Annotated in this window: 12 protein-coding genes and 1 pseudogene; 6 read left to right on the top strand and 7 right to left on the bottom strand. The window is 43.7% G+C overall.

The window, feature by feature from the left end; all coding sequences use genetic code 11:
- Positions 1–5: 5 nt before the first annotated feature.
- From gluQRS to sfsA, 3 genes are all read right to left on the bottom strand, one after another.
- Complete coding sequence (gene gluQRS / locus I3B46_RS05730; protein ID WP_036941319.1) at positions 6–896, bottom strand: tRNA glutamyl-Q(34) synthetase GluQRS; 891 nt, start codon at positions 894–896, stop codon at positions 6–8.
- Between the two features lie 61 nt (positions 897–957).
- Positions 958–1,413, bottom strand: coding sequence for an RNA polymerase-binding protein DksA (gene dksA, locus I3B46_RS05735; protein ID WP_004922522.1), 456 nt, complete (start codon positions 1,411–1,413; stop codon positions 958–960).
- A 198-nt stretch (positions 1,414–1,611) separates the two neighbouring features.
- Entirely contained in the window at positions 1,612–2,322 is a 711-nt protein-coding gene (gene sfsA, locus I3B46_RS05740; protein WP_004922520.1) for a DNA/RNA nuclease SfsA, read from the bottom strand.
- A gap of 59 nt (positions 2,323–2,381) precedes the next feature.
- Here sfsA and hrpB point away from each other — a divergent pair, with 59 nt between their 5' ends.
- Complete coding sequence (hrpB, locus tag I3B46_RS05745) at positions 2,382–4,874, top strand: ATP-dependent helicase HrpB (protein WP_163761957.1); 2,493 nt, start codon at positions 2,382–2,384, stop codon at positions 4,872–4,874.
- Positions 4,875–5,603: 729 nt separating this feature from the next.
- A complete protein-coding gene (mrcB, locus tag I3B46_RS05750) occupies positions 5,604–8,120 on the top strand; it encodes a bifunctional glycosyl transferase/transpeptidase (RefSeq protein ID WP_036941313.1) in 2,517 nt (838 codons plus the stop codon).
- A 130-nt stretch (positions 8,121–8,250) separates the two neighbouring features.
- Here mrcB and I3B46_RS21740 read toward each other — a convergent pair.
- Positions 8,251–8,373: pseudogene (locus tag I3B46_RS21740) on the bottom strand (NadS family protein); the annotation flags it as partial.
- 79 nt (positions 8,374–8,452) lie between these two features.
- Positions 8,453–9,742, bottom strand: a complete 1,290-nt coding sequence (gene hemL / locus I3B46_RS05755) for a glutamate-1-semialdehyde 2,1-aminomutase (RefSeq protein ID WP_004922511.1) — start codon at positions 9,740–9,742, stop codon at positions 8,453–8,455.
- A 334-nt stretch (positions 9,743–10,076) separates the two neighbouring features.
- On the opposite strand from hemL, the gene erpA reads away from it, so the two are divergent.
- Positions 10,077–10,421, top strand: coding sequence for an iron-sulfur cluster insertion protein ErpA (gene erpA, locus I3B46_RS05760; protein WP_004922507.1), 345 nt, complete (start codon positions 10,077–10,079; stop codon positions 10,419–10,421).
- 40 nt (positions 10,422–10,461) lie between these two features.
- Here erpA and btuF read toward each other — a convergent pair whose 3' ends face one another.
- Together btuF and mtnN are read right to left on the bottom strand one after the other, a co-directional pair.
- Positions 10,462–11,289: a vitamin B12 ABC transporter substrate-binding protein BtuF gene (gene btuF / locus I3B46_RS05765; RefSeq protein WP_104872898.1), complete on the bottom strand. Its 828-nt coding sequence runs from the start codon at positions 11,287–11,289 to the stop codon at positions 10,462–10,464.
- A 78-nt stretch (positions 11,290–11,367) separates the two neighbouring features.
- Entirely contained in the window at positions 11,368–12,060 is a 693-nt protein-coding gene (gene mtnN, locus I3B46_RS05770; RefSeq protein WP_004922501.1) for a 5'-methylthioadenosine/S-adenosylhomocysteine nucleosidase, read from the bottom strand.
- Positions 12,061–12,182: 122 nt separating this feature from the next.
- On the opposite strand from mtnN, the gene dgt reads away from it, so the two are divergent.
- From dgt to relA, 3 genes are all read left to right on the top strand, one after another.
- Entirely contained in the window at positions 12,183–13,706 is a 1,524-nt protein-coding gene (gene dgt / locus I3B46_RS05775; RefSeq protein ID WP_040132328.1) for a dGTPase, read from the top strand.
- Between the two features lie 322 nt (positions 13,707–14,028).
- Complete coding sequence (rlmD, locus tag I3B46_RS05780; RefSeq protein WP_014656565.1) at positions 14,029–15,360, top strand: 23S rRNA (uracil(1939)-C(5))-methyltransferase RlmD; 1,332 nt, start codon at positions 14,029–14,031, stop codon at positions 15,358–15,360.
- 16 nt (positions 15,361–15,376) lie between these two features.
- Complete coding sequence (gene relA / locus I3B46_RS05785; RefSeq protein ID WP_014656564.1) at positions 15,377–17,614, top strand: GTP diphosphokinase; 2,238 nt, start codon at positions 15,377–15,379, stop codon at positions 17,612–17,614.
- The last annotated feature ends 21 nt before the right edge of the window (positions 17,615–17,635 follow it).

Consider the following 17,635-nt stretch of genomic DNA (forward strand, 5'->3'; position numbering starts at 1 on the left):
CATATTCAGTCATAAGCATTGTCAATAATATCATGAGATGGGATCGCCGCTAGCTGCCATTTATCCGTTGCGGTTTTTAAAATCTCATCGGTACTCAAATCACGCCAGTACTGGATTGGCGGTTGATTCAGTAATGTTAGTGCATGGCATATTACTGGGCGAGGATCCGTCATCGGCAGTGCTGTGGCATGATTTTGCTTTGATAGCTTATTATTATCATGATTTAGGATCAGCGGTAAATGGGCATAATCAGGAACAGGCAATGAAAGGTGGTGATATAACGAAATTTGCTGTGAGGTGGTAGGGATTAGGTCTGCGCCTCTCATCACTTCAGTGACATTTTGATAATGATCATCAACAACAGCGACTAAATTATAAGCAAACAAACCATCTTTACGATGAATAATAATATCTTCTTCAGCGACATTGGCTGGTGTCACAATTTCGCCTCTGAGCCTATCTGTAAATTGATAAACGGGGTGAGTTTGTTTTAATCGAATAGCCGCTTGATGGTCTGGAAGATGGAGGTTGCGACAATGACCATCGTAATGCCCTTGCAACGCTTTGATACGTTGCCGTGAGCAAGTGCAGTAGTAACTTTTGCCTTGTTGGCGAAGGTCATCTAATGCAGCACGGTAGGCATCATGACGTTTTGATTGGTACAGTACCTGATCATCCCAATATAAGCCGTAATGCGCTAACGTTTTTAGAATATTATCAGCCGCGCCGGGAACTTCCCTTGGGGGATCAATATCATCAATACGCACCAGCCATTTACCTTTTTGCGAGCGTGCTTGCAAATAGCTACCTAGGGCGGTGACGAGTGAACCAAAGTGAAGGTTACCTGATGGAGATGGTGCAAAGCGACCAATATAGGGTGAAGTGGAGGTGCTCATTACTAGATTTCCTTATAACGGCGCAAGGTTAGTGCGCCGTTAAGGACTCCATAATCAGTGATTAGCCAGCCATTTGCTTTTCGCGAATTTCTGCTAATGTTTTACAGTCGATACACAAATCAGCGGTAGGGCGGGCTTCCAAACGACGGATGCCGATTTCCACACCACAAGATTCGCAGAAGCCAAAATCGTCTTCTTCGACTTTCTTCAGTGTTTTCTCGATTTTCTTAATCAACTTACGTTCACGGTCCCGGTTGCGTAATTCAAGGCTGAATTCCTCTTCCTGGGCTGCCCGATCAACAGGATCTGGAAAGTTAGCTGCCTCATCTTGCATATGAGTAACTGTCCGGTCTACTTCATCCCTGAGTTGATTGCGCCATGCTTCGAGAATGAGCTTAAAATGCGCCAACTGGGCTTCGTTCATGTACTCTTCGCCAGCTTTTTCATGATAGGGTTCAACCCCAGCAATGGCGAGAATGCTTAAGGACGATGTCTTACGTTTTTGCCCTTCTTGCATAATGCTTCTCCTACACACGCAAATTTCACAAAACCCCAAAGGGGGGAAAAATTAAGGTCGCTATAAATAGCAGAAGAGTGCCCTCTTGGCAATCGTTCATGCAATGAGTTTTGTAATGCTGTGAAGGCGCGCGTGTTTATTCCTTTTTAAGCCTCCAGAACCCATGCGTCTTCGCTTTGAGCAGCGAATAAACTATCATTATTTGATAGGTGTAAACTTAATTTTTTTACCCAATAGCATTTTTTGCGTATTGATATCTACTTGATAACACAGTACTTCAACACCATTTTCGATAGCTTCTTTCAAAAGTGTGGCATATTGCTTATCAATATGGGCTGCTGCCGAGACCTCGTAGATCCCCGTATGCAAAACTGCAAACAACAGTATGGCTTTTTTTCCTTCTTTAGCAATTGTTGTTAGCTCTCGTAAATGCTTTTGTCCGCGTTCAGTCACAGCATCGGGAAAATAGCCATGGTTATTTTCCAATAACGTGACAGATTTTACTTCGATAAAACAATCGGGTAGCCCATCTCCAGATAAAAAGAAATCAATCCGGCTATTTTCAGAACCGTATTTCATCTCAGGCTTTATTACACTATATTCGGATAATTCTGGAATGGTTTTTTGCGCCAACGCCTCGGCAATGATCTGATTAGCTCGTAATGTATTGATACAAATTAGATGATTTTGTGACGTTTGTGTCACTTCCCAACTGTGTGGGTACTTGCGTTTTGAGTTATTCGATGTTGAATACCAAATTTTATCTCCGGGCGTTGCACAGCCAGTCATCGCCCCCGTATTGGCACAGTGGATAGTCATGACTTCACCGTCAGGTGTAACGACATCCGCTAAAAAGCGCTTGTAGCGTTTGATCAGTGTGGCTGGTTGTAACGGGGGAATAAACTCCATATTGTCTCCGCAATCAGTATTCAGGAAATAAGCAGCAATGCTACAATCTTTGCCTGAAAATGTTAAATACCATTGGAGTTATCAGCCGCGTGTTACCGATTTATGACGTTAGTGATTCCTTACTTACGGCCTTACAGCAATCTCCGCAAGTGTTATTACATGCCCCTACAGGGGCGGGTAAATCAACCGTTTTACCTCGGCTAATATTAGAAAGTGGGGTGATTGACGGACGTATTATCATGTTGGAGCCGAGACGAATTGCGGCTCGTAGCGTCGCTAAACGGTTAGCCGAGCAGCTAGGCGAAGATATCGGTAACACGGTAGGGTTGCGCATGCGCTCTGAAAGCCGAGTTAGTGTAAACACACGTATCGAAGTGGTGACTGAAGGGGTTTTGACTCGCATGTTGCAAGATGATCCGATGTTAGAAGGGGTCGGTTTAGTCATTCTTGATGAGTTTCATGAACGCAGTTTACAAGCGGATTTAGGTTTGGCTCTACTGCTTGATACTCAGCAGGCACTGCGTGATGATTTAAAAATCTTGTTGATGTCGGCCACATTGGATGATCAAGGGCTGGTGGCTCTATTCCCTGATGCCCCCGTGATCGTATCCGAAGGGCGTGCCTATCCTGTCGAAAGGCATTTTTACCCCATCAATGCGAATAAATTATTCCACAAAGAGGTGGCAAATGCGGTTTGGCGATTACTTCAACAAGAAAGTGGCTCGCTATTGCTTTTTCTACCCGGTGCGGGGGAAATCGAGCGAACTCGCTCAGAGCTAGCTTCTATGGTTAGTGAGGACATACTTTTATGCCCAATGTATGGGGCACTATCAATAAAAGAGCAGCAGCAAGCCATTCAGCCAGCCCCTGAAGGCAAACGTAAAGTCGTTTTAGCGACCAATATTGCAGAAACTAGCTTAACGATTGAAGGCATTCGCTTAGTTGTTGACAGCGGTTTTGAACGAGTAGGCTTATTTAATCCTCGCACTGGACTAACAAAACTGGTTAAACAGCGTATTAGCCAAGCGTCCATGCAGCAGCGGGCTGGGCGAGCAGGACGGTTAGAAGCCGGTATTTGTTGGCATTTATTCAGTCAAGAGCAAGCGGAAAGAGCTGCACAATTTAGTGAAGCTGAAATATTACACAGTGATTTAAGTTCGTTATGGTTATCCCTGTTGCAGTGGGGATGCCAAGCGGTGGAGCAGCTTCAATGGTTAAACCTGCCACCACAACCCGCAATAGCCGCAGCGAAAGAGTTGCTGAGTCGACTTGGGGCGATTGATCAACACGGCAAGCTAACTCCGCTTGGAAGAGGAGTCGCAGAACTCGGAAGTTCAGTGCGCACTGCCGCCGTGTTGTACAAGGCCTTGCAAAGTCAAAATAATGAAGTGATTAAATTAGCGGCGTTATTAGTGGCAATATTAGAAGAGCCTCCACGCCAAGCTCACAGTGATATTTATTATTATTTGGATAAGCCTACAGAGAGTTGGTGCAAACGTGCCACTTTATTATGTGGTTATCCGGTCACAGCAGCAGTTGGCAGAAACGTCTCGCTAATAAGTGAGTGGTTACCTACTTTATTAGCGAGCGGTTTTCCAGACCGTATCGCGAAAAGTCGAGATCATCAAAGCCGCTATCAGTTAACAAGTGGATTAGGGGCATCGTTAGATGAAAATGACGCGTTGTTAGGAAATGAGTGGCTAATCGCTCCAACACTTTGGCAACCTGAAACCTCAGCAGATGCCAAAATAAGTCTAGCAACCCCTATTGAGATCGCTAGCTTGCAGGCGGCTTGTCCTGATTTGTTTTATCAGCAGGAAACCGTCGAGTGGGATGAACAAAAAGGCACTTTAATTGCTTGGCGACGGTTGCAATGTGGGCAATTGGTTGTTCGCTCTGAAAGATTAACCCATCCTGATAGACAACAAATTAAACAGGCATTGTTACATTGGCTAAGGCAAAATGGATTAGAAAGTTTAAATTGGAGCCCGTTTGCACAGCAGTTTCGGATCCGTTGCCAATTGGCTCAACGTTGGTTTGCTGATACCACTTTACCAGATGTGGCTGATGAGGCTTTGTTGGCTTCCTTAGAAGCTTGGCTTGCGCCTTACTTAGATGGAATAACTCACCGTAAGCAACTTCAAGAAATCAATGTCGGGGAGCTGCTGATGCATCGTTTAGATTGGGAGCAACAAAAATGGTTAAAAGAGGCTTTACCGACGGACTATTTAGCGGGTTCGGGGAGTCGTGTAAGCATTCACTACTCTTTAGATAAGCCCCCGATGATAGAGATCCGCATGCAGGAGATGTATGGGCAGACATCGAACCCAACGGTTGCTCATGGCAAAGTCGTTGTGGCGGTTGCTTTGTTATCACCTGCGATGCGCCCATTACAGATCACCCAAGACTTAGGGGCTTTTTGGCAGGGCAGCTATCGAGAAATACAAAAAGAGATGAAAGGTCGCTACCCAAAACATTTATGGCCAGATGATCCTGCTAATACGCAACCTACCAATAAAACTAAAAAAGCGATGAATACCGAGGGGCGTTAAATAGAAGCGAATGAAAAAACAGGCGAGATATACACGAAACACGCCGTGAAAAAGCATCATCAGTCAATTTGAGCCTTCTAATTTTTTGTTGGTATGGATAAGTGCGCTAGCAACTCAATCCAGATATGGGTCGTGATAGACGGTCTAACTGAGAGCGTTTTTATCTTGCGTTGTTGTGCTATGTCTCAGACATGGCATGAGTTTCACTGTCTGTCAGTAAATCGATGTAAATATCTGCATAACGTAACAGAAAAAAGTTATAGCTAGCTTCAGGCATTTTTTATCCACTCATTGCGCGACAAAATTGATATGGATCCTACACGCTCTATTTGATATGGAATAATAGAGTAAACTGTAAAAATTACTTTAAATATTAATTGGTTAATTGAGTGTTACGTGTATGCGTGTTTTTAGTTGGAAAGTAAAGTATCACGGATAAAAATATTCTATTTTATTAATTGCTTATAGGGTTTATTTTGTTTTTTTGCCGTGTTGGTATGTCATTGGCAGTTTTTGAGATAAAATTTAGCGATGCAAATGATGTGCAGACAAAGATAAGTGCGTAACAAGGCTATTTTATGCTCTAATAGATGTCCGTGGTGATGGAGTGATATTATTTGCTGTGTAAGGTAATGAAATGTAATTAAGAGCTTTCTTCTGTGAACGCTTTGACATTTTAAGTCAGAATCAAGGATAGTACGTTAAGAATGTAGGTGATATGGAGCGACCATGTCCGGTAAAGATTTTGAACCTATTGGTAGACGTAAAAATACGTCGACGAAAAAAAAGCAGTCTCATTCACGCCGCCGCCGTGATGACTATGATTATGATGAAAAATTATTTGATGACGATGATATTGATGAGCAAGACCTCGATGATGAAGAGGACGAGCTAATGGCGAAGAACAAAAATAACAAAGGTAACAAAAATCGTAAGCCAAAAAGCCGATGGCGCTGGTTTTGGTTATTGGTCAAAATTTTTATTGTCTTTGCTGTATTGCTTGGAGCCTATGCTTTTTATTTAAACCAGCAAATCAAAGAACGCCTTGATGGCAAGGTTTGGGATTTACCTGCGGCAGTGTATGGCCGGATGGTTAACCTTGAACCGGGAATGGATTATAGCCAAGCTGAAATGATCCGCTTACTGGAAGGTATGCAATACCGTAAAGTGACGAAAATTACTAGCTCAGGTGAGTTTTCCGTTAAAGGCAATACGATTGAAATATTACGGCGTCCATTTAATTTCCCTGATCAGAAAGAAGGGAAAATATTGGCGCGCATGGTGTTTGACCAAGGGATCTTAACTAAAATTGAAAACATGGAAAATGGTCGTTCATTTGGCTTCTTCCGGTTAGACCCTAAACTGATCACCATGATGCAGTCGGCGAATAATGAACAGCGCTTAGTTTTACCGTTGTCAGACTTCCCTGAATCGCTAGTAAAAATTTTGATAGAGACCGAAGACCGTAACTTCTATGAACATGATGGGGTGAGTCTTTACTCTATTGGTCGAGCGGTTGTCGCTAACTTATCGGCGGGCAAATCTGTGCAAGGGGGAAGTACCCTGACGCAACAGTTAGTTAAAAACTTATTTTTAACGAATGAGAAGACATTCAGGCGCAAAGCGAATGAAGCCATTATGGCGCTCTTGCTAGATTACAACTATAGCAAAGACCGTATCCTTGAATTGTACCTCAATGAAGTGTTCTTAGGGCAAAACGGGAACGATGAAATTCGTGGCTTCCCATTAGCGAGCCTCTATTATTTTGGTCGCCCTATTAATGAATTAAGCCTAGACCAACAAGCGTTATTAGTTGGAATGGTTCAAGGTGCCACAAAGAATAACCCGTGGACGCAGCCAGAAAATGCGATTAAACGTCGTAACATCGTGTTGAAAATACTAGAAACACGCAATGTTATCGATAATGAAATGTATCAAGTGCTTAGCGCGCGTCCTTTAGGAGTAAAACCAAGAGAAGGGCTTGTCGCCTCTCAGCCTGCTTTTATGCAGATGGTTCGTCAGGAATTAAATGAAAAACTGGGCGATAAAGTTAAAGAGCTTTCTGGCGCAAAAATCTTTACGACTCTTGACCCCGTAGCACAAACTGCGGCTGAAAATGCGGTGGAATCAGGTGTGGCTCAGCTACGAGCAGATCGCAAACTGAATGATATTGAAGGGGCGATGGTCGTGGTTGACCGCATTAACGGTGAAGTTAGAGCGATGGTGGGTGGCTCACAGCCACAATATTCCGGTTTCAACCGTGCGCTCAATGCGCGTCGTAATATTGGTTCATTGGCGAAGCCACCGGTTTATTTAGCGGCATTGAATGAGCCTGATCGTTTCCGCCTGAATACATGGCTAAAAGATGAACCATTATCCGTTAAGGTGGGGAATCAAGTCTGGAGGCCAAGAAACTATAGCCGCAATTTTACAGGGGGAATGATGTTGGTTGATGCATTAGCGAAATCACAGAATATCCCAACGGTAAACTTAGGGCTAGAAGTTGGGCTGGATCAGATAGTTAATATCTTTGTGCGCCTAGGTGCGCCAGCGAGTGCGATGGAAAAAGTTCCCGCAATGCTACTCGGTGCGGTTAACTTAACACCAGCTGAAGTGGCGCAAATCTACCAAACCATTGGTGGTAATGGTAACCGCGCTAAACTTTCTGCATTACGCTCTGTTATTGATGGCGATGGCACTGAAATTTATCAAAGCTATCCATCCGCTGAGCGTGCAATACCGTCACAAGCGGCTTATTTAACGCTCTATGGTATGCAGCAAGTGGTGCAACAAGGTACTGGGCGAGTACTGCTGAAGAAATATGGCAAATATAATTTAGCGGGTAAAACGGGAACAACCAATGACTTGCGTGATAGCTGGTATGCAGGTATTGATGGTAAAGAAATCGCCATTGTCTGGATTGGTCGTGATAATAATGGGCCAACACAGTTAACGGGCTCTACCGGTGCATTGCGTGTGTATCAGCGTTATTTGGATAATCAAACACCATTGGCGTTGATTAATCGTCAGCCTGAAGGGATTGTGGATATGAAAGTGATGCCTGATGGTCAATTTAACTGTTCAGACTTTGGTGGCGGACGCGTATTGCCGATTTGGACTGAGGCGCCAGACGCATTATGCCAATCATCCGCACAGCAAGAGCCAGTTTGGGATTTAAATAACAACGCTCAACCGGCCCAAGAAGACGCACCAGATTGGGTGAAGGAAATGTTCGGTAATAATTAATTAGTACCGTAAAATGAAAATGCCCCGTGAGTATCAACTCGCGGGGCATTTTTTATAGGCGGAGCTTATACGATCAACACTTGAAATAACAACAGACTGTTTGCATCGCTATAAATATTTTCACCACTTATCCAAGTGGGATATACCGTTTTAATTCCCCACTTTTTATTGTTTCAGCACTTGTTCCCAATGCTTTGACGGGTTCAACTTGTGAAATTGTAAGTTGTGCTCTAATCGCTTTAACATTAATGAGGAAACGCTAGTCGCGACAAAATGAGGGAGTAAAGGCGTAAATAAGGAGGCGAAGATATCGCCTCCGAGTGAAAGAAAGGTTAAGCAGTTTTCATTTTTGCAAATGCAACTTCTGCTGCTTCGATGGTTTTCTCAATATCTTCATCGCTGTGAGCAATAGACATAAAACCCGCTTCGAATGCGGAAGGCGCTAAATAAATACCTTGCTCTAACATAAGGTGGAAGAAGGTTTTAAAACGCTCAACATCACACTTCATGACGTCTTGGTAGCAAGTCACACTTTTTGCGTCAGTGAAGAAAATACCAAACATGCCGCCGACATGGTTGATCACCATTGGAATGCCTTGCTCTTGTGATACGCGTTTTAAACCGCGGGCTAATTTTTCAGTTAGCTCGGTCAGTCTCGCGTGAACACCTGGCTGTGCAACCTCATTAAGACAAGCAAGGCCTGCTGCCATTGCAACTGGGTTACCGGATAGCGTTCCTGCTTGGTATACAGGCCCAATCGGCGCAAGTTTTTCCATGACTTCGAAACGACCGCCAAATGCGCCAACCGGCATACCACCACCAATGATTTTACCTAGGCAGGTTAAATCAGGTTGTACACCATAGTAATCTTGCGCGCCGCCGAGTGCCACACGGAACCCCGTCATGACTTCATCAATGATCAATAGGGCATTAAATTCATCACACAGTGCACGTAGGCCGGGTAAAAACTCATCGGTTGGTGGAACACAGTTCATGTTACCCGCAACAGGCTCAACAATGACGCACGCAATATCTTGTGGATAATTTTCAAAAGCCTGACGAACCGATGCTAGATCGTTATAAGTGCAGGTGAGTGTATGTTTAACGAAATCTTCAGGTACACCCGGAGAGTTAGGCTCTCCCATTGTCAATGCCCCTGAGCCTGCTTTGACTAATAAACAGTCAGCATGGCCGTGGTAGCAACCTTCAAATTTAATAATTTTGTCGCGACCTGTGTAACCACGTGCTAAGCGGATCGCACTCATGGTTGCCTCAGTACCTGAGTTCACCATACGGATCATATCGATAGAAGGCACTAATTCACAAACCAGTTTTGCCATTTCCACTTCTGCGGCAGTTGGGGCACCGAAACTTAAGCCTTTATTGACAGCTTTGATTACGGCATCACGGACGGCAGGGTGGTTATGACCAAGCACCATTGGCCCCCAAGAGCCTACATAGTCAACATAAGCTTTACCATCAACGTCAAAAATATAAGCGCCATCAGCACGTTCAATAAATAAAGGCGTACCACCAACACCATTAAATGCTCGTACTGGTGAGTTGACGCCTCCGGGGATTAGCTGTTGCGCTTCATTATATAAGTTTAAAGATTGGCTCATGCAAGGCTCCTGAATAGGGACAAATAAATCGACTAAATACCGTTGAAACGAGACTTATCATACTTCAAGTTGCCTAGATAGGGTGGCTCAAGCGATAAGGTAGCGCTGAGTGAGGCCACTTCTGGTTGGTCATCTACATGCAACTTGAATTATTTAATAGGCCTATTCTAAAGCACGGAACCAATTAAACCAAATGCATTGATTGGTATGCACAATGTGTTGAATTACGACACAGGACTTGAATCAATGACTAAGCTGGCGGATAATTAGTAAATTGATCTGAGTAAGCTATCTGCTTACGCTGAATTACCGGTTGACCGGCTTGGAGTAAAAAATGAGTGATGATGCAGCTCTGCCATTGCAGTTTACTGATGCGGCAGCAATTAAAGTAAAAGACTTAGTTTCTGAAGAAGACAACCCAAACCTGCGTCTACGTGTTTACATTACCGGTGGTGGTTGTAGCGGCTTTCAGTATGGCTTTACCTTTGATGACCAAATTAATGATGGCGACATGACCATTGAAAAACAAGGCGTTGCCTTGGTGGTTGACCCAATGAGCCTACAATATTTGGTTGGCGGAAGTGTTGATTATACTGAAGGGTTAGAAGGTTCACGTTTTATTGTGACCAATCCAAATGCGAAATCCACCTGTGGTTGTGGTTCTTCATTTAGCATTTAAGTCTTATCGTTGAGAGGGGCGTTCCCCCTCTCATTCATCGCTATTCTGAGTGTAATTGTTCACACAATGACTGGGCCGCCAGCACTACGCGAGGGCCAGCACGATGAAACCAATCTTCATTTAAACGAATAATCGGGATAGAAAGTTGCGTTTGCCAAAATTGGCGAACGGCAGTTTCTTGAGTCTCGGTTCCTGTCATTACAATCATCTCGGGCTGCCTAGCAATAACCTGTTCACGGCTGACTTGAGGCCAAGGCACAGCACTGTTTGCGAAAATATTTTCCCCACCACACATTGAAACAATGTCATTTTGAATAGTGTTACTGCCTGTACTAAATAGGGGTTGAGTGCCTAGTTGAATAAAAACCCGTTTTTTGGGGCGCTCTTGCTTAGCGTAACGTTGTTTTAGCTGGTTAAGTTGCTCACGTATCGATAAAACGGACTGCTGGGCAATTTGGGGCTGCGGGCTGTATTTAGCCAGTTGTTCGATAGCAGAAATAACCCCTTCAACGCTTTGTGGATCGAAATAGATAATAGGGATCCCCAAAGCAGCAAGTTGGTCGAGTGGGCGCTGAGGGTTACCACCTCGCCAAGCTAAAATAAGATCGGGTTTTAGTGCCACAATCCGTTCGACATTAAGGCCTTGCCAATCGGAAACCTGCTCTAATTGTTTCGCTTCGGCAGGATAATCGGAGTATGCACTGACAGCAATCAGGCTTTCGCCTAATCCAGCCGCATAAGCCAACTCAGTATTCGCTGGAGAAAGGCTGATCACGCGGTGTTTCGTGTCTGCAACAACCGATGTATTAAAAAATAGCAATAGTAGTAAGGCGAGTGTGGTTTGAAGTGTGCTTGGGTGCCATTTCATGCAGTCATTGCCTCTAACTAAAAGAATAAATAAAAAGCATAGCGTTTTATTGACTATGCTTTTTATTTTAAACGAAAGTTATGCGAGTTCAGCTAAAATTGCCGCTATCATCAGTGATGATTGGCGCGCTGCAACAGGTAAAAACTCATCAAAACTGGTGTGTGATTCTTTATCTGCTACATCGGAAATAGCGCGTACGACAACAAAAGGTACAGCGAATTGATGGCAAACTTGGCCGATGGCGGTAGCTTCCATCTCAACAGCAGCGACTTGAGGGAAGGTTTTTTTAATTCGAGCCAAAGGTTCTGCGCCATTGATGAAAGCATCACCACTGCACACAAGGCCACGAACCGCATTCATATCCAACTGTTGAATACATTTTTCGGCGAGCGCGATCAATTTAGGGTCAGCCATAAATGCGGGAGGGCATTGCGCCATTTGGCCTGGTTCATAACCAAAAGCAGTTACGTCCGCATCGTGATAACGTACCTCAGTTGAAACAACGATATCGCCAACATTTAAGTTAGGATCTAAACCACCCGCTGAGCCAGTATTAATTACTATATCGGGTTGGCAATGTTCAAGTAGCAACGTGGTGCCGATTGCCGCCGCCACTTTACCAATACCTGATTTTAGCAGCGCAACGTCGACGCCATTAATTTTCCCTGTGTAAATTTCACAGCCAGCACGGCTGAGAGTTTGGCAGCCTTCAATTTGTTCACGCAGGATGGCAACTTCCTGCTCCATTGCACCTATGATACCGACTTTCATTATGTCATACTCACTGTTGATTAATTAGACACTTAAGGTAGAGATGACTAAAGTGTAACATTGAAAGGTATTATTTCTCTGCCTTTTATTTTTGTCTCGTGTATAAAGGATGAGGAGTTGGTGTGAGCGAAATTAATTTTCTAACAAAATTAAATTATCAACGAAACTATAATAGCGCGAAAAGTCCTCGAGTCTCTGCTCACAATGAAGATGCTGTTAATCGCCAATTTGAAAGTGATAGAGGCCGAATTATCAATTCAGCGGCGATCCGTCGGTTGCAGCAAAAAACACAAGTATTTCCATTAGAACAAAATGCCGCAGTGCGCAGCCGATTGACCCATTCCTTAGAAGTACAACAAGTCGGGCGTTACATTAGCAAAACGGTTCTTCACGAATTAAAAAAGAAAAAGTTACTGGAAAAATATGGGCTACATGAGCGTTGTGATGCGTTTGAAAGCCTAGTCGAAATGTCTTGTTTGATGCACGACATCGGTAACCCTCCTTTTGGGCATTTTGGTGAAGCCGCAATTCAGAGTTGGTTTCGCCAACTGCTAGCCCCTCAATACCAATACACACCCGATTATCCTGATCCTTGTAAAATCGCCGCCATGCGTTTAACTGGGGATGAACGTCTTGATCTCTTCCGTCGTCAACTTAAACAGGATCTATGCTCTTTTGAAGGTAATGCGCAAGGGATACGCATGGTACATCGCCTATTGAAGCTAAACCTCACTTATGCACAAGTCGGCTCTATCTTGAAATATACGCGTGGAGCATATGATCTTGAGCCTATTCCTGAAGAATTTGATTATTTGATGAAAAAGCCGGGCTACTATTGGTCTGAACTCGGTTTCGTGAATGAACTATGTAAAAAATTAGAGATGGGTGAACATTGTCGTTTCCCACTTTCTTATATTATGGAGGCGGCTGATGATATCTCTTATTGTATTGCTGATTTAGATGATGCCGCTGAGAAAGGAATTTTTACCGTTGAACAATTGATCAACTATTTGCGGAACGAATGGGGGGTAGTCGAAAAAGGCGACTTATTTGATGAAACCATTATGAGCGCTTTTAATAATATCAGTGATAACCATACAAGACGAATTCAACAAGACCAATTTTTTATGTATTTACGAGTGAATATTACCAGTAAATTGGCTCGTTACAGTGCTCAGCGTTTTATTCAGAATCTCCCCGAAATCTATGCAGGGCGCTTCAATAGCGCATTGTTGGAAGATAAAAGCCCTGAGCATCGTTTACTTAAAGTTTTGAAAACGGTTGCATTTAAGCATGTCTTTAGCCATCACGAAGTAGAAGAGCTGGAGTTGCAAGGTTATCGCATCATTGGGGGGCTGTTAGATTTTTATCGCCCATTATTGATGTTAGAAAGGGAAGACTTTATTTCGCTAGTTGAAAATAACTATCACAAACAATTTTTTATCGAAACACGGTTATTCCATAAACTCTCTAATAAGCACCGTTTGTCATACAGTGAAGCAATTGAAGGCATATGTGCAACAAATGAAATAGAGAAATCTATTCTTGAGTTTTATTATCGGGCACGATTGATTCAGGATTATATCAGCGGCATGACGGATCATTATGCCTATGAAGAATATCGTAAATGTATGGTGTCAAACTGATTGTTTATTCGGCAGTAAGGTGATGAAGGCGTCAATTATTTTGAATAAGAGCCGTTCAAACAAACAAAAATAATAAAAAAATATACGTTAAGTGAAAAAGTGATAACTCATCTTGGCAAAAAAACTGCTATTATAGGCGCGCTTTTACTGAGCATATATTCTGCTGACTAGGTGATATGCACTAGTAGACGCTATAGTTACGCGTAGGTAGAGCTTAAAGTCAGTGTGTTGTCGCGTATCTTATGCCAGTGAGAGAGCATCTCTTTAACCAAAGAGAATATAAAATTATTTTCTGAAACTTAACACCTCGTAGTGACAAATTATGGCCCAATTTTACTCGCCAAACCGCCGTACCACCCAACGCCGTCAAATAACGGTGACAATCGATAGTCTAGATGCAGCAGGTCAAGGAGTTGCACGCTCTAATGGTAAAGCGATTTTCGTAGAAGGGCTTCTACCCGGTGAACAAGCGCTAATTGAATTGGTTGAAGAGAAAAGCCGCTTTGCGAAAGCAAAAGTGGTTAAACGTTTAAGTACCAGCCCACAACGGGTTAAGCCACAGTGCCGTTATTTTAATCAGTGTGGTGGCTGCCAGCAGCAGCACATTGATATTTCTCTACAAAGAGAAAGTAAAGCCAATGCATTACAGCATCTAATCGCCCGAGAAACTGGGGTTCAAAAAGAAGCCAAGCCCATTATTTTTGGTGAACCTTATGGTTACCGCCGTAGAGCGCGTCTTGGATTACAGTATCAAAATAAAAGCAAACACCTGTTAATGGGGTTTCGCCAAACTCAATCGAATACCTTGGTCGATATCAAGCAGTGCCCTGTACTGCATCACGACCTTGAACGATTGATCCAACCACTATCTGACTGCTTAAATCAGCTAAAAGCTGCACCAAAACTCGGCCATGTGGAGTTGATCCGAGCAGATAATAGCCTCATTGTCTTACTGCGCCACCTTGTACCATTGGCTCCCTCCGATCAGCAGCTGCTTAAAAGCTTTGAACAGCAACATGAGGTCTGTGTTTGGTTAGCAGGGGATGAACATAGCTTACATCCGTTAAGCGCTTCTACCGTGATACCCGAATATCAGGTTGCTGGGGAAATGTTACAGTTTAGCCCATTAAACTTTATTCAAGTCAATAGTGACATCAATCAGAAAATGGTTGCTCAAGCACTTGAATGGTTGGATCTGCACCCACATGATCGAGTTTTAGATTTGTTTTGTGGCATGGGGAATTTTACATTGCCTATCGCGAGGCGAGTCAAAGCCGTGGTTGGTGTTGAAGGTGTCGAAAATTTAGTCAAACAAGCGAGAAATAACGCGCAGCGCAATTCAATTGGTAACGCGACCTTCTATAATGAAAACTTAGAGGCGCAAATCCATACTCAGCCATGGGCAGCTGAAGGGTTTAATAAGGTATTGTTAGATCCTGCTCGAGCGGGCGCCGCTGGCGTAATGGAACATTTAGTTAAACTGATGCCCGAAAAAATTGTCTATGTTTCTTGTAACCCGACCACTTTGGCACGGGATAGCAAAATTTTGCTTCAAGCGGGATATCAGTTAGTACAACTGCGGATGTTGGATATGTTTCCGCATACCAGTCATCTGGAATCAATGGCGCTATTTATCAATAGCCCAGAGGGTTAACAGGTAGGGAGAATATATGGTTGCTGTAAGAAGTGCACATCTTACCCCAGCAGGTGAGTTTGCCCCAGAAAAATGGGTAAGCGGGCTGGGCCTAAATAATCCACAATCAGAACAAAAACTTATCCATACCTGGCAGTATTGTCATGAAAAATTAGCAGGGCAAGAAACGGCACCCCTACTGCTATGGCGTGGGATCGAGATGACCGAAATACTCTCGACGCTGAGCATGGATATCGGTAGCTTACAAGCCGCACTGCTATTTCCGTTAGTTGAAGAGAAACAGCTCGATGAACAAGCGGTAATTGATGATTTCGGTCAATCAATTTATGAGCTGGTAAAAGGTGTCCTTGAAATGGATGCCATCCGCCAATTAAAGGCGACACAGTCGGGGGAAACTAGCTCCGTTCAAGTGGATAATATTCGTCGTATGTTACTGTCGATGGTTGAAGATTTCCGCTGTGTTGTTATCAAGCTAGCCGAACGCATTGCGCATCTACGCGAAGTGAAAGATGCGACAGAAGATGAGCGCGTATTAGCCGCTAAAGAGTGTTCCAATATCTATGCGCCATTGGCCAACCGCTTGGGTATCGGTCAACTCAAATGGGAATTGGAAGATTTTTGTTTCCGTTATTTGCACCCAGAAGAATACAAGAAAATTGCGAGCTTATTGCATGAGCGCCGTATTGATCGCGAAGAGTATATCGATAACTTTGTGACCACATTGCGCAAAAAAATGCTGAAAGAGAATATTCAAGCTGAAATTTATGGGCGTCCCAAGCATATTTACAGCATTTGGCGCAAAATGAAGAAAAAATCGCTAGCATTCGATGAGTTATTCGATGTCAGAGCGGTACGTATTGTCGTTGAACGTCTACAAGACTGCTATGCAGCGCTGGGGATAGTACATACCCATTTCCGTCATTTGCCGGATGAATTTGATGATTATGTCGCCAACCCTAAACCCAATGGCTACCAATCTATCCATACCGTAGTACTTGGGCCAAATGGTAAAACCCTCGAAATACAGATCCGCACCCGCCAAATGCATGAAGATGCAGAGTTGGGGGTTGCTGCACACTGGAAATATAAAGAGGGAGCAACAGGGGTTGGTAAAGGAAGCAGCTACGAAAACCGTATTGCATGGTTGCGTAAATTGATAGCATGGCAAGAAGAGATGGCTGATTCAGGTGAAATGCTTGATGAAGTGCGTAGCCAAGTTTTTGATGACCGCGTATATGTATTTACACCTAAAGGGGATGTTGTTGATTTACCTGCGGGGTCAACGCCACTCGACTTTGCTTATCATATCCACAGTGATGTTGGGCACCGCTGTATTGGCGCTAAAATTGGTGGTCGTATTGTACCGTTTAGCTATCAGTTACAGATGGGTGACCAAATTGAAATTATTACCCAAAAACACCCAAATCCAAGCCGTGACTGGCTCAACCCTAATTTAGGCTATGTGACAACCAGCCGGGGGCGCGCTAAGATCCATAACTGGTTCCGTAAGCAGGATAGGGATAAAAACGTGCTGGCGGGGCGTCAAATTCTTGATAACGAATTAGCGCACCTTGATATAGGTATCAAAGAGGCGGAAAAATTATTGATATCACGCTATAACGTCCATTCTCTTGATGAGGTCTTGGCCGGAATTGGCGGTGGTGATATTCGTATCAATCAATTAGTCAACTTCTTACAAAGTAAATTCAAGAAAACGTCAGCGGAAGAAGCCGATCGCGAAGCGATGAAGACGCTGGAAAGTAAAACTGCGGCGCCACGACCAGCTTCCCAAACGAATAGCAGTGGTCGCGTAGTTGTCGAAGGTGTGGGTAACCTAATGCACCATATCGCACGCTGCTGCCAGCCCATTCCTGGTGATGACATTGTTGGATTTATCACGAAAGGGAGAGGTATTTCTATCCATAGTGTTGATTGTGAACAGCTTGCTGAGTTACAGAGTCATGCACCAGAACGTTTAGTTGACGCGGTCTGGGGAGAAAACTACTCCAGTGGTTATTCGCTAGTGGTGCGTGTTGTTGCTAACGATAGAAGTGGGCTGTTACGTGATATCACAACCATCTTAGCTAACGAAAAAGTTAACGTACTTGGCGTTAGCAGTCGTAGTGATGTTAAACAGCAGTTAGCGACCATCGATATGACGATTGAAATTTATAACCTACAGGTATTGGCTCGAGTATTAGCCAAACTGAATCAATTGCCAGATGTGATCGAAGCGAAACGCCATTCTAAATAATCGTAACATCGTTATGCAGTA

The sequence above is a fragment of the Providencia sp. 2.29 genome (assembly GCF_015832305.1).
Classification (GTDB): Bacteria; Pseudomonadota; Gammaproteobacteria; order Enterobacterales; family Enterobacteriaceae; genus Providencia; species Providencia stuartii.

Bases quoted from the DNA above. Each gene is read 5' to 3' on its own strand.
- hemL (WP_004922511.1), bottom strand. From the start codon at position 9,742: ATGAGCCAATCTTTAAACTTATATAATGAAGCGCAACAGCTAATCCCC.
- dksA (WP_004922522.1), bottom strand. From the start codon at position 1,413: ATGCAAGAAGGGCAAAAACGTAAGACATCGTCCTTAAGCATTCTCGCC.
- hrpB (WP_163761957.1), top strand. From the start codon at position 2,382: ATGTTAAATACCATTGGAGTTATCAGCCGCGTGTTACCGATTTATGAC.
- relA (WP_014656564.1), top strand. From the start codon at position 15,377: ATGGTTGCTGTAAGAAGTGCACATCTTACCCCAGCAGGTGAGTTTGCC.
- gluQRS (WP_036941319.1), bottom strand. From the start codon at position 896: ATGAGCACCTCCACTTCACCCTATATTGGTCGCTTTGCACCATCTCCA.
- mrcB (WP_036941313.1), top strand. From the start codon at position 5,604: ATGTCCGGTAAAGATTTTGAACCTATTGGTAGACGTAAAAATACGTCG.
- mtnN (WP_004922501.1), bottom strand. From the start codon at position 12,060: ATGAAAGTCGGTATCATAGGTGCAATGGAGCAGGAAGTTGCCATCCTG.
- rlmD (WP_014656565.1), top strand. From the start codon at position 14,029: ATGGCCCAATTTTACTCGCCAAACCGCCGTACCACCCAACGCCGTCAA.
- erpA (WP_004922507.1), top strand. From the start codon at position 10,077: ATGAGTGATGATGCAGCTCTGCCATTGCAGTTTACTGATGCGGCAGCA.
- btuF (WP_104872898.1), bottom strand. From the start codon at position 11,289: ATGAAATGGCACCCAAGCACACTTCAAACCACACTCGCCTTACTACTA.
- sfsA (WP_004922520.1), bottom strand. From the start codon at position 2,322: ATGGAGTTTATTCCCCCGTTACAACCAGCCACACTGATCAAACGCTAC.